Raw genomic sequence first — 13,680 nt, 5'->3', positions numbered from 1 at the left:
GATAACTCCTATTCACAAACTCGTTCTATAAACTGAATTTTTTCATTCTCTAATGATAATAAAAGTGGAACTGTACATTGTTGATTATTACCGTTGCCCCATTTCACTATTATCTTGCTTTGCTCTGGAACGCCACTTAAATAAACTTCCCCATCATTTGCAACAATACCGCCTGTAACTTGTTCCTCACTTTCCATAACAGAAACTTGTGTACCAAATGCAATTGCTTTTCCCGCATACTTGAGTTTTAATAAAACTCTAGCACCCCGTTTTGCTTGGAAATTAGCTAATACAATCGCACCTTGAGTAGGAACGACTGTCGTTGTATTAATCGCAACATCATTATTGCCACTTAATGTTGCAGTATCGACACTAATTTTATTTCGTTCATAACGAGTCACTGTGGGAATTACTGCATAACCTGACGAATTAGTGTAAAGTGATTGCGCGTTATTTACTTTTAAATTGTCTATATCTTCTGCTTTAACGAGCACTGCAGAATCATAGATAGTACGAGAGGTCGTTAACCCGCCAGAATGCAATAATAGTGCTCCCGTTGCACTGAAATCGATAGCATGATATTTAGGGTCATAGTTATAACCCAAACTGTATTCTCCTGATGAAACTATATAGTTTGCACTAACGGAACTGCTAAATTCATTACGGCTATGGTTATGTCTTTGCGTAAGGTTATACTGCAAATTATTATCTACTAATTGCATACCATTAAAACTTAATGAGCTAATCGAATCTCCATTTTTGCTGGTACTATAGCTATAGTTAGCCCAATTATTTTTTCGACCCAAATCAAAAGGAATACTCAAATTGAATGACAGCATTTGGTCATTTGTTTTTGAATAGTCTTGTTTAATATAAGAATAAGCAACGCTGTAATTCAATAAATTATAATTAGAGCTAAAACTCATTGTTAAACTTTTATCAGAACCACTTTTGTCCCAATAATATTGCTGGTAACCATTCACCGATAAATAACCGATTTCGTCAAGTGACTGAGAGACTGATACTTGAAACTGTTGTTTTTTTCGCCCCATATTATAAAGATAATTATTCAAATCAGAAAAATCATAATAGTTTTTTGTTGAGTAACGATATGACGCCAAAGAAAAAGAAGTGCCTGTATTTGGAATGTATTTCGAATATTGAATTCGATACGCTTGCCCTTTCGCACTCTTTTTATCAATCAATTGTACCGATGCTTCTGTAATATCTGTTGATATCGCGCCAATTTTGCCTAAATTTACTCCAGCACCTATTGTGTAGGCTTGATAGTCTTGAGAAACTAAGAAACCTCCATAAACGGATAAGTTATATGGCAAGCCGTAAATTGCTGATGCTTGCGCAAAATTAGGTTTACGTCGTGCACCATCAACATTATATTTACCAATATCTACGCTATATTTTAATGTGCCGGCTCTTTGCATCATTGGCACTGCAGAGAAAGGCTGAATAAAAGACCTTACCGTGCCATTAGCTTCTTCAATTGTGACCTCAAGATCACCACTATATGACGTTGGATACAAATCATTAATCGCAAACCTACCCGGCGGCACGGTGGTTTGATAAATCACGTTGCCATTTTGGCTGATAGTAACAATCGCGTTTGATTGTACAAGACCAGTCACTGTAGGTGCAAAACCCCTTTCACTTTGAGGTAACATACTTTCATCAGATACTAGCTTCACTCCAAGATAAGGGGTGCTCTCTATTACGCCATTATCAGAGGATATTTCACCAATCGTTAAGCGGCTTTTTAAGCTACGAATATCACGTTCTACATAAGTTTGTAGATTATTCCAATTCGTTTCATATGTCGTTTTACTGTAGGTACTATGATTACGGAAACGCCAAGCGCCCATATTAATACCACTTCTTAAACCTAAGAACGAATTATCGCTATTATTCTTATTTTGGTACCAATGTTTATTAAACCGAACTGTGTAGTTAACAAATGTAGCGGTGATTCCATCGTCCCATTCCTTTGGTTCAACATAGCCTCTACTCGTATTTTCTAATCCAATTTGTGGGATACTAATTTGTAATTGTTGGGTTTCAAATCTGTATTGATAATTAGCACCAGGAATAATTTTACTAATGTCATTCAAATATTCGTCCTCTCCACTTGCTGAAAACTTTTCACTTGCTGAGTTTTTCACACCCCAGTTTAGCAGCATTTTTTTTGTTATTTCAGGAGATAATTTTTTAGCTTTATCATCAAATAAAAACCTTATATTCTTGTTATCAACCAATTTATCATTTATATAGATATCAACAAAATAATCTCCTGGCAATTGTCCTCCCGCAGATGATAGGTAGCCTAAACTATTTATATCTGCGACTTGGTTTTCCATTCCGGAATTAATTGCATTAATATCAAAAATATCTTTAGCAATTGTATTATTGATATAAAATATTAAGCTAATCGCAGTAAAAACATTAGAATACATAAGCGTATTTTTTTTACAAAAAACTGGCATCTTAGAGACTCTTATTTGGTTTTTTTCTCTATAATAGCGCCATAGTCATTGATAAATTGAACAACTATTGAGTCACCATTATTTATTTTTTTCTTAATGATATAGTCATTTTTGAATGGATATATTAAACTAGCACCGTCAATAACCCTGCCATTGTCAAGGATATTTTTGATTGATAAGTGATATGGAGTTTGGTTATCAATCATAATCCCATCTGGTTTCTCAACTAAAAAAATTTTTTTAAAGTCGAATGGCTCTATATCTTTCGACCTTAAAAATAATTTAAACTGTGAATTTATGATTATCTGTAGTTCATTCTCAATACTATTATTTTTTGGTGGTATTGATTTGATATTAAGCAAATAAATTTGTTCAGTATTTGAACCGATAGACTCACCTATATAAGAAATTCTAGCTGAACCATTTGTATCTGGCTCAATACGAAATAATGGTGGTATGGCAATAAATGGTGCTTTCCCCTCTCCGCCAAATGGTGATACCCAGCTTTGAATTAAAAAAGGTTTTTCTTTATCACTATTGAAAATAGGAATATCAATTTCACGTTTATTTTCTTCATAGACAAAACGTGTTCCACCTACACTAATCCCTGAGGCTTGAGAGGTGCTAGTTATAGAAAAAAAACATATACAGATTGAAAAAAATATTTTTTTCATAAAACAACCATTATATTGAAATAAGAAGGAGAGTAACCATTGTCACTCTCCAATTAGTTAATGATATTGAATACTGTATACTGCACTGCTATTAGCAGGCCCTGCAGTTACTACACCAGTCGCTTTATAACGAGCAACATAGTCTAAGTCTACTGTTGTACCATCGAATTCAATTTGTTTTGAATCTTCAAACAACTTAATTTGCGTTATTGCATCTTTTTCAAATAAAGCAACACCGACATTATTTGCAACGCCTACAGCTTGGTTAATTGCAAGAATATCGTTGTCTGCGGTATCACGTGTGCCACCGAAACGTACAGTTACTTTGGAGTTTGTTGGACAATCAACAAGTTTAATAGTAAAGTTTTTTAAACCCGCCACTTCTCCTTGTGCGGCTAAACTTTTAGCTGATACCTTTCCAAGGTCAACATTTAAATTTTTTGAATTGCTATCAACTGTACAAGCTATATCAGTTATTTCCCCAGTAAAGTTAATTGTACCTGAAGCAAAAACAGTTGGCGTAGATGTTACAGCTAAAGTAACCCCTATTATAGTTAGGGATTTTTTTAGAATACTCATAATAGTTCCTATAATATAGATTTTTAATTATTAATTACTACATAAACAAATAAATCACTCATATTTTTAGTTCAGAAGAAATATATCATCTACCTTTAGTTAAGTTAACCAATGGATACATTGAATTTTTTAAAATTGCATCTAAAATATTAATACTTTGTTTTTATCATTTATGAACTGGCTCTTTTATTTAGATTTTTTATTAGCAATTAGATAGTTTTTTAAAATTTCATTTGCCATTGAGATTTTATTAATATACATATAAAAATTATAGAACGACTTTTTATTTACTATTTTCAGCTCTTTTAATGAATTATTATTTAATTCTTTCTGGATTAAATTTTTCGGCAACCATAAATAACCAACCGAATTTTCGGCTAATTTAATTGCTAATTCCACATTAGAAATATGGATAGTTTGGATGCTTTTGATCCCATTCATACCTGTAAGCTTCAAAGAAATTGAGGCTGTTTTTTCCATTATTTTCAGTATATTGTCAACTGAACAATGTTGCAGCTTATGATTTGGGTTGGTTACAAGCACCGCTTCAACCTGTTCAAGAAATATGGGATTTAACGACTCAATGTAATGATGAGTAATTAGTAAATCATAATTTTTAATTGTAAAAACATCTGATTTTCTTAGTGAAATCTTCTTAAGATCAATATCATAATCCTTTCTAGAGCAGCTTAGCTCTCCAATTTTTTTAAGTATTTCATCACTTTGATATAGCGAATCTATAACTATATTAATTTTATTATTTCCCTCATAATTTAATGACTTGGCAACCTCTTCTAATGAAATCGCTTTATTTGTTACTTCTCTTGATAACGCTAATAACTGTTCTCCTTGTTTAGTTAATACTGCACGACGTTTTTCTAAAGAAAATATTTCAATTTCTAACGTTTGCTCTAATTTACTGATGGTATAACTAATTGATGATTGTGTTCTATGCAAGATTTCAGCTGCTTGAGCAAAACCACCGTAGTCAACCACCGCTTGTAGGGTTATCCATTGGTCTAGCGTAGTTCGGGTTTTAACCATAGAGTCTCCAAATTATTAACCTGGGAGATATATTTTATTTATCGTTAATAAATACTTTTACATACCATTCCTTATTTACTCATATATTTAAAAGTTTTTAAGTTATTTATTTTGATATATCGATAATCATTTTTAATAGGGGATATTTTTTTATGTAAAGCTATCAGTTCTCTTATACTCTCGAAAAGATCAATACAAGTAACTAAAAACAGCCTAATAATAAAACCAAGAAATATAAAAATAAATTAAATAACTATACACCATTAATAATGGTACCCAGCTTTTCAAAATTATGGGTATTAAGTGTATATTTCTATGATGAGCACACTTTTAGACAAAAAAAAGCCATTACTCAAAAGGTAATGGCTCAAAAATTATTCTGTAGATCTGGACACTAACGGTAAAGATCTTTTCGCTGATAAGGTTCTATTTCTCCCTCTTTTCGCGTTTTTAATAGCTTTAGTATCCATGTGTATTGTTCTAAGTTCGGGGAAACCAGATATTCCAGCTCCTCATTCATTCTTCGTGCAATATACTTATCGTCCTTACCATCGATATCATCCATTGGTTCACGGATAAAAATATGCAATTGATGCGTTTTATGGTCATAAACGGGAAATAGTGGCACAACTTTCGCTTTACAAACTTTCATTAACCTACCGATTGCAGGTAATGTTGCCTTATATGTACCAAAAAAATCAACAAATTCGCTATGCTCCTCACCATGATCTTGGTCTGGAAGATAAAACCCCCAATATCCTTGTCTAACAGAAGCAATAAAAGGCTTAATACCCGCTTCTCTTGAATGCAAGCGCCCCCCGAAATGGTATCTCGCTTTATTCCATAAATAATCTGCAACTGGGTTCTTTTGGTGATGAAACATTGCAGCCATTTTCTGGCCTTTTGCTGCTAATAACATCGCTGGTGCATCAACGGCCCAGCCATGAGGAACCATAAAAATAACATTGCTTTGCTGCTGTTTTAAGCGCTCTATAATTTCTTGATTATGCCAATGCGTTCTAGCTAGCGTTTTACTTGCACCACGAAGACATAGCTCTGCCAACATAACAAAAGACTGTGGTGCGGTTTCAAACATACGATCAACTAATTCTTCTCGTTGTTGTTCTGTCAATTTAGGAAAACAATAAAGTAAGTTAATTTTGGCACGACGACGGCCACTTTTAGCCAATCGCCCAACCCATTTTCCTATTTTAGCGAGTAAAGGGTCACGGATTTTAACCGGAATGAAAGCCAATCCTGCCAAAATACCCGCTCCTAACCATACCCCCCAATATTTAGGTAATAGATAAGAACGGTGAAAAGTTGGCATATAGCCTTTTTTACTATCAGTGTCTTGATCTTTATTCATGCTGTACTCAAGTGAATATTAGCTATCTCTCTATAGCTTATAATAATAGTTTACGGGAGCATTACAAAGAAAACTGGCAGATACAAGTACCTGCCAGCGATAAAATAGAAACTTAAGTTACTGTAGTTTAAGTTGTGGTTTCGTTTCTTTTACTAGCGCTAAATATTCTTTACGCTCTTTTCCTGTTAAACCACCAGAACTTGGTAATTTCGCAGTAAGTGGATTTACTGCTTGTTGATTCACCCACATTTCAAAATGTAGATGAGGCCCGGTCGAACGCCCAGTATTACCTGATAGCGCAATTCTATCACCACGCTTAACTTTTTGCCCAGGCTTAACTAACAATTGGCGTAAATGCATGTAACGAGTGGTATATTGACGCCCATGACGGATAGCAATAAAGTTGCCTGCAGCGCCGCTGTATTTTGAAACAATCACTTCACCATCACCAACAGCAAGTACTGGCGTGCCAACAGGCATTGCGAAGTCCACGCCTTTATGTGGTGCTACACGCCCAGTAACTGGGTTAACTCGGCGAGGATTGAATTGTGAAGACACTCTAAACTGTTTAGCGGTTGGAAAACGTAAGAAACCGCGTTCTAAGCCATTCCCTTCGCTATCATAATAGCGCCCATCTTCAGCACGAAAAGCATAATAGCTTTTCCCATTAGTTTGCAGACGAACACCAATGAGTTGGCTCTGCTCACTGCGCCCGTTAAGCATTTCCCTGCTCATTAACACACTGAATTTATCGCCTTTTTTCAATTTTTTGAAATCAACCTGCCATTGTAAGGCTTTAATCACCTCACGGCCTTCGTTACGTGTTAAGCCCGCTTTGTTTGTACTTTGTGCAAATGAACCGTCAACCGTACCTTTTAAAACACTGTTAGTCCATTCACCTTCGCGAATTTGCTTGGTTTCTTCAAATTTATTTGAAGTTCCAACACGAGTAAAAACACGGGTCTCACGGCGAGAAACATCCCAAGTCAATGATTCTAACTCACCCTGTTCTGTTAAAGACCAATTTAAGGATTGGCCTATTTTAAGGTTTCTCAATGACTTATGTTGGTTAGATAGCGTTGCAACATCCCCAGCTTCAATACCGAATTGAGTTAAAATAGTCGTTAAGTTATCACCACTTGCAACAACATATTCATGGGGGAGAGGCGCAGCTTCTCCCCCAGTCTCTATTGCTTCAGCTTCGGTATCAGCAAGGCCTTCATCAGGTAGCTGTTCACTACTGTCTTGAATTATATCGTCGGTAGCATCACTTGCAGGTAATAATGAGAGCGGTATGATGGTATCCGGTGTGCCATCATTTTCAGTTGTCGTTGGTACATGAACTGGCCGCCAAATTGCGACGGCCATAGTCGCTACAGTGAGCGTACTTAATACAATTTTATGTGTCCTAGACAGGCTACCGTATACCTGAGCCAGACTTTTGGCCATTTGCTGCACTTAAACAATTCCTTCTATTTTTAATTCAGGCAGCTGGCGTATTGCTCTGATAATTGAGTCAAAAACTGCATGTAGCTATCTGGCCCTATCGCCAGCCCAATTCCTAGTGGGTCGAGAGTTCCCATTTTCACCCCCGTATTTCGTGCTACACTTTCAATCACAGCAGGCCTGAATTGTGGCTCAGCAAAAACACATTGCGCTTTGTGCTCAACCAATTGTGTTCGTATTTGATGTAATTTCTGCGCGCCAGGTTGTATTTCTGGGTTTATCGTAAAGTGCCCTAATGGAGCTAATTGATAGTGTTTTTCAAAGTAACCGTAAGCGTCGTGAAAAACAAAATAACCCTTATTTTTAGCTGGCTGCAAAATATTAGCAATTTTCTGATCATTTTGCGTCATATTTTCTTTGAATTTACGAAGGTTTACGTCTAGCTTATTTTTTTGTTCAGGATAAAGCTCTACTAAACGCTCATAAATATCTTGCGCAGCGTAATTTGCAATTTCTGGGGATAACCAGATATGCATATTATACTCACCATGGTGATGATGTTCGTGATCCTTGTCATGGTTAGCTTCATCTCCATGTTCGTGATCATGTTCATCTTCATGTGACTCCGCCATAAGTAGTGGCTTAATGTTTTTCTGCTCAGCCAATGCTAGGCGTTTATTCTGTGGTAATGTATTGATTGGCTTCTGTAAAAACATTTCCATATCAGGTCCAACCCATACGAATAGATCAGCCTGTTTAATTTTTTTCAAATCAGAGGGTTTAAGTGCATAATCATGAGGTGAAGCACCATCTGGTAATAAAACTTGTGTCTCAGTGACACCGTCGGCAATCCCTGCGGCAATAAAGGCCAGTGGGCGAATTGACGTTACAACATCAGCATTAGCAGTTGATACCATAGTTGCACTTAATACGGAGGTCGCCACCGCCCCGAAAAGAAATTTGCAGGCAATGTTTTTCGATTTATGTATCATAGCAGTCTTTTTCCGTGATTTTGATTTTGAAATGTTATAATATAACACAAAATAAATTCTGCAAGATGTTTTTCATATGCAACCATTACTGACTTTAAATAAAATTTCTGTTTCATTTGGCGAAAAACAGGTCCTTAACGATGTTACCTTTGAACTGAATAAAGGTGACATCGTAACCCTTTTAGGCCCAAATGGTGCTGGAAAATCAACTATTGTACGTGTTGTACTTGGGCTACTTGCCCCTACATCAGGTACCATTACGCGCCCTTCTTCTCTTGCTATTGGCTATGTTCCACAAAAACTTCATCTGGATACCACGCTACCTCTTACTGTTAAACGTTTTATGTTATTAAAGCTCGGTGCTCGTAAAGAGCATTTGTTACCTGCACTCGAAAGAGTCAAAGCAACACATTTACTCGAGCAACCGATGCAAAAATTATCAGGCGGTGAAACTCAACGTGTTTTACTAGCTCGCGCCCTACTCAATAAACCTGACCTGTTAGTGCTCGATGAACCCGCTCAAGGTGTTGATATTACAGGCCAAGTTGCACTATATGACTTAATTAATCAATTAAGAACTGAGCTGAACTGTGCTGTATTAATGGTTTCCCATGACTTACATCTCGTGATGGCAAAAACAGATAAAGTACTTTGCATTAACGGCCATATTTGCTGTTCTGGCGCGCCAGACGTTGTTTCAAACCACCCTGAGTTTGTAGCAATGTTTGGTTATCGTGGTGCTCAACAACTCGGTGTATACCGTCATCAACATAATCATCAACATGATTTAGAAGGCAATATTATTGTTGGTCACCAACACAGCAAGGACTGCAAACATGATTGAGTTACTATTACCCGGCTGGGTAGCAGGCATGCTACTTGCCATTGCGGCAGGTCCTTTAGGCTCTTTTGTTGTGTGGCGCCGAATGTCCTATTTTGGCGATACATTAGCTCATGCTTCATTGCTAGGCGTCGCATTTGGGCTTCTATTAAATATCAACCCATTCTATGCTGTTATTGCTGTCACTTTGTTATTGGCCTTAATTTTAGTTTGGCTAGAAAAGCGGCCACAACTTGCTGTTGATACTCTACTGGGTATTATGGCGCACAGTTCACTGTCTTTAGGTTTAGTCGTTGTTAGCTTGATGGCTAATGTCCGTGTTGACCTAATGGCTTACTTATTTGGTGACTTACTCTCAGTCAGCTATGAAGATATTATAACGATTTTTATTGGCGTCATTGTCGTTTGCGGGTTGCTTTTTTATCGTTGGCGGGCACTTTTGTCCATAACGGTTAGCCCTGAACTTGCTTTTGTTGATGGCATTAATATTCAAAGACTGCGTTTATTACTAATGTTAGTTACCGCACTAACAATTGGCATTGCAATGAAGTTTGTCGGAGCTTTAATTATTACGTCTTTATTAATTATACCCGCGGCAACGGCTCGGCGTTTTGCTCGAACACCTGAGCAAATGGCCTTTATCGCTATCTTAATTGGTATGATTGCTGTAACTGGTGGATTAACACTTTCTGCTTTCTACGATACCCCTGCTGGGCCGTCTGTCGTATTGGTATCGGCTGTTCTATTCGTACTTAGCTTAACAATAAAAGCGAAAAATTAATTTAAGCTTTAAGCTATGCATTTTAGTCATCACGCGCTGTTTTTAGCACAGATGGCCCCAATATTGATAACAATATTGGGGCCATACTTATTTATTTTATATAATCAAATTTCTTTAGGGGTTAAACCAAAGTGGTTATATGCATGAACTGTCGCCATACGGCCTCGAGGGGTGCGCTGAATAAAACCTTGCTGGATAAGGTAAGGCTCTAATACATCTTCTATGGTTTCACGCTCTTCCCCGATAGCTGCTGCAAGGTTATCAACCCCAACTGGGCCACCCATAAATTTATCAATAATAGCAACTAAAAGCTTTCTATCTAAATAATCGAAACCAGCAGCATCCACATTTAACATGTCTAAAGCTTGGTTAGCTATTAGCCCATCAATTGAACCATCACCTTTCACTTGAGCAAAATCCCGCACACGACGTAACAAACGGTTGGTGATACGTGGAGTTCCCCTCGAACGCATAGCAACCTGTAAAGCCCCTTCTTCGGTGATATCTAACCCCATGTATTGGGCACTACGTTTGACAATATGTTGTAAATCGTCAACTTGATAAAATTCTAAACGTTGCACAATACCAAACCGGTCACGTAATGGTGATGTGAGCGACCCTGCCCGAGTCGTTGCACCAATTAACGTGAAAGGCGGGAGATCAATTTTAATAGAGCGCGCTGCGGGTCCTTCGCCTATCATGATATCTAGCTGATAATCTTCCATTGCGGGATAAAGTATTTCCTCAACAACTGGGGATAATCGATGAATTTCATCAATAAATAGGACATCATGGGGCTCTAAATTAGTTAACATGGCAGCTAAATCGCCGGCCTTTTCTAATACAGGCCCTGAGGTTGTACGTAGATTAACGCCTAATTCATTCGCAACAATCCCTGCCAACGTTGTTTTACCTAACCCCGGGGGACCAAAAATGAGTAGGTGATCAAGTGCATCCCCTCGCATTTTCGCTGCCTGAATAAATATTTCCATTTGGTCTTTAACCTGAGGTTGACCAATGTACTCATTTAATAGCTTTGGCCTGATCGCACGGTCAATAGCTTCTTCATCTGACTGTAATACTTCAGCAGTTATTAGGCGATCGGCTTCAATCATATTAAAAATCTCTCAATCAAAGTGCTGCACGAAGGGCATCACGGATCAGTGTTTCAGAGTCACTATCCGGTTTTGCGACTTTACTCACCATACGGCTTGCTTCTTGTGGTTTATATCCTAAAGCAATCAGTGCGGCGGCGGCTTCCGCTTCAATATCAGCCATATTTGGTACTTTGCTATTTACACTTGGCAGATTAATATCGCTATTTTGATTAAATAAATCCCCATTAAGGCCTTTGAAGCGGTCTTTCATTTCGACCACTAAACGTTCTGCGGTTTTCTTACCAATTCCAGGTAATTTAACCAGTGATGCTATAGCCTCTTGTTCAATAGCGGACACAAATTGTTGAGCAGACATACCGGATAAAATTGCGAGGGCTAATTTGGGGCCAACACCATTTACTTTGATCAGCTCTTTAAATAGCGCCCTTTCTTGCTTATCATTAAACCCATATAGTAATTGAGCATCTTCACGAACAACAAAGTGAGTGAACACAATCGCTTCTTGACCAATTTCGGGCAACTCATAGAAACAAGTCATTGGCATATGGACTTCATAACCAACACCTTGTAGTTCTAATAATACGATTGGAGGTTGCTTTTCTAAAACAATACCACGTAAACGACCTATCACATTGAAGCCCTCTATTGCTACCTAACCCCTGAACATACTATCTAAACCCTGAACAGGTTGGTTTATTATCATTAATACTGTTGTTTATACCATAAAAAATGCTGGATGCATATCCAGCTACGCGCTATTTATTAATAAGCAATTCTGTTTAAGATAAACTCGCTATCTTAAACGACCTCGAGTTAAAACTAACCGTGGGTCGCCAACTTTTAAAAGGTTTTGATTGAAATGGCAATGTGTTATCGCAATTGCCAAAGCATCTGCCGCATCAGATTGTGGACTCGCTGACAACTTCAGAATCGATTTAACCATATGTTGTACTTGGCTTTTTTCTGCGGCTCCTGTGCCTACCACCGTTTGTTTGACCTGACGTGCTGCATATTCAAATACGGGTATATTCATGTTTGCAGCGGCGACAATCGCAACTCCCCGAGCTTGCCCAAGTTTTAATGCGGAATCCGCATTCTTCGCCATAAAGACTTGTTCAATGGATAATATATCCGGTTGATATTGAGTGATAATTTCCGAGACGCCCGCGTAAATTCGTTGCAGACGACTTGGTAAATCATCAACTTGTGTACGAATACAACCACTACCTAAATACAGTAGTTGCCGGCCTTGTTGGCGAATAACACCGTACCCCGTAACACGAGAGCCAGGGTCAATACCTAAAATAATCGCCATATAAATTTACTTATGCCTCTTTATATTAATCATGTTGTTCTAATAAGCTTCATAATACTATCAATTTCAATCAAATAGCTATTTGAATATCAAATCCAACATTCAGAATAGTGATAATAAAGGCGAGTTATGGCACTGATACTTAGCCAAGTATAGCGAATAAAAGGAAGGAAAGCATCGAAGGCGTTAGAGAAAACAGGCTGCATCAGCCCGCTTTCTCTACGCGGATTATGCTAAATGACTAGGCCGCCATTTAGTGCCTCACAACTTACAGTGTGGCAGCGACTTCGTCAGAAATATCACCATTGTGGTAAACTTCCTGAACGTCGTCTGAATCTTCTAACATATCGATAAGACGTAACAATTTAGGCGCTGTTTCTGCATCTAACTCGGCTTTAGTTGATGGGATCATTGAGACTTCTGCAGCTTCACTGGTGAAACCCGCAGCATCTAATGCATCTTTCACTTCACCAAAAGTTTCTGGCGTTGTGTAAACATCGATTGCGCCATCATCATAAGTTTCAACATCATCAGCACCCGCTTCTAATGCCGCTTCCATGATCGCATCTTCATCAACACCAGGCGCATAGGTGATTACGCCGCGTTTAGTAAATAAGTAAGAAACAGAGCCGTCTGTACCCAAGTTACCACCCGTTTTAGTGAATGCATGACGCACCTCAGAAACAGTACGGTTACGGTTATCACTTAAACATTCAACCATAACAGCCGTTCCGCCTGGGCCATAACCTTCATAAATGATGGTTTCCATATTATCGTTATCATCATTACCAACACCACGAGCGATAGCACGGTTTAAGGTGTCACGAGTCATGTTGTTAGATAATGCTTTATCTACCGCTGCACGTAAACGTGGGTTTGTTGCGGGATCACCACCACCTAAACGCGCTGCAGTCACTAATTCACGGATAATTTTAGTGAAAATTTTACCGCGCTTAGCATCTTGTGCCGCTTTACGGTGTTTGGTGTTGGCCCATTTACTATGACCTGCCATGAAATATCTCCAAA

General features: G+C 37.9%; 13 protein-coding genes. 2 read left to right on the top strand and 11 right to left on the bottom strand.

What is annotated here, in order from left to right:
* Window positions 1–8 precede the first annotated feature (8 nt).
* From PSE83_RS02315 to znuA, 7 genes are all read right to left on the bottom strand, one after another.
* Window positions 9–2,495, bottom strand: a complete 2,487-nt coding sequence (locus PSE83_RS02315) for a fimbria/pilus outer membrane usher protein (protein ID WP_164565308.1) — start codon at window positions 2,493–2,495, stop codon at window positions 9–11.
* 11 nt (window positions 2,496–2,506) lie between these two features.
* On the bottom strand, window positions 2,507–3,169 hold the full coding sequence (locus PSE83_RS02310; RefSeq protein ID WP_004255002.1) for a fimbrial biogenesis chaperone: 663 nt from the start codon (window positions 3,167–3,169) through the stop codon (window positions 2,507–2,509).
* Window positions 3,170–3,226: 57 nt separating this feature from the next.
* A complete protein-coding gene (locus PSE83_RS02305) occupies window positions 3,227–3,748 on the bottom strand; it encodes a fimbrial protein (RefSeq protein ID WP_004255004.1) in 522 nt (173 codons plus the stop codon).
* Window positions 3,749–3,934: 186 nt separating this feature from the next.
* The gene (locus PSE83_RS02300) at window positions 3,935–4,792 is read right to left on the bottom strand and encodes a LysR family transcriptional regulator (protein WP_004255005.1); all 858 of its coding nucleotides are present in this window, start codon (window positions 4,790–4,792) and stop codon (window positions 3,935–3,937) included.
* A gap of 394 nt (window positions 4,793–5,186) precedes the next feature.
* Complete coding sequence (lpxM, locus tag PSE83_RS02295) at window positions 5,187–6,161, bottom strand: lauroyl-Kdo(2)-lipid IV(A) myristoyltransferase (protein WP_004255007.1); 975 nt, start codon at window positions 6,159–6,161, stop codon at window positions 5,187–5,189.
* Window positions 6,162–6,278: 117 nt separating this feature from the next.
* A complete protein-coding gene (gene mepM, locus PSE83_RS02290; protein ID WP_036957795.1) occupies window positions 6,279–7,619 on the bottom strand; it encodes a murein DD-endopeptidase MepM in 1,341 nt (446 codons plus the stop codon).
* A gap of 20 nt (window positions 7,620–7,639) precedes the next feature.
* A complete protein-coding gene (gene znuA / locus PSE83_RS02285; protein ID WP_004255011.1) occupies window positions 7,640–8,599 on the bottom strand; it encodes a zinc ABC transporter substrate-binding protein ZnuA in 960 nt (319 codons plus the stop codon).
* A gap of 76 nt (window positions 8,600–8,675) precedes the next feature.
* Between znuA and znuC the strand changes: the two genes are divergently transcribed.
* A complete protein-coding gene (gene znuC, locus PSE83_RS02280) occupies window positions 8,676–9,443 on the top strand; it encodes a zinc ABC transporter ATP-binding protein ZnuC (protein ID WP_004255015.1) in 768 nt (255 codons plus the stop codon).
* Window positions 9,436–10,221 (top strand): zinc ABC transporter permease subunit ZnuB, encoded by a 786-nt coding sequence (gene znuB / locus PSE83_RS02275; protein WP_094962966.1) that lies wholly within the window; start codon window positions 9,436–9,438, stop codon window positions 10,219–10,221. Before znuC ends, znuB begins: the two co-directional genes overlap by 8 nt.
* Window positions 10,222–10,325: 104 nt before the next feature.
* On the opposite strand, the gene ruvB is transcribed toward znuB, so the two are convergent.
* From ruvB to PSE83_RS02255, 4 genes are all read right to left on the bottom strand, one after another.
* Window positions 10,326–11,336 carry a Holliday junction branch migration DNA helicase RuvB gene (ruvB, locus tag PSE83_RS02270; RefSeq protein ID WP_004255021.1) on the bottom strand — a complete coding sequence of 337 codons (1,011 nt, stop codon included), beginning with the start codon at window positions 11,334–11,336 and terminating at the stop codon, window positions 10,326–10,328.
* A gap of 16 nt (window positions 11,337–11,352) precedes the next feature.
* Window positions 11,353–11,970, bottom strand: a complete 618-nt coding sequence (gene ruvA, locus PSE83_RS02265; protein ID WP_004255023.1) for a Holliday junction branch migration protein RuvA — start codon at window positions 11,968–11,970, stop codon at window positions 11,353–11,355.
* Window positions 11,971–12,132: 162 nt separating this feature from the next.
* Window positions 12,133–12,654: a crossover junction endodeoxyribonuclease RuvC gene (gene ruvC / locus PSE83_RS02260; RefSeq protein WP_004255028.1), complete on the bottom strand. Its 522-nt coding sequence runs from the start codon at window positions 12,652–12,654 to the stop codon at window positions 12,133–12,135.
* Between the two features lie 268 nt (window positions 12,655–12,922).
* Window positions 12,923–13,666 (bottom strand): YebC/PmpR family DNA-binding transcriptional regulator, encoded by a 744-nt coding sequence (locus tag PSE83_RS02255; RefSeq protein WP_004255032.1) that lies wholly within the window; start codon window positions 13,664–13,666, stop codon window positions 12,923–12,925.
* Window positions 13,667–13,680 lie beyond the last annotated feature (14 nt).

This window comes from Providencia sp. PROV150 (assembly GCF_028481025.1).
Taxonomy (GTDB): Bacteria; Pseudomonadota; Gammaproteobacteria; order Enterobacterales; family Enterobacteriaceae; genus Providencia; species Providencia hangzhouensis.
The sequence above is the reverse complement of the archived record's forward strand: the minus strand, read 5'-3'. Positions and strand labels throughout refer to the sequence as shown.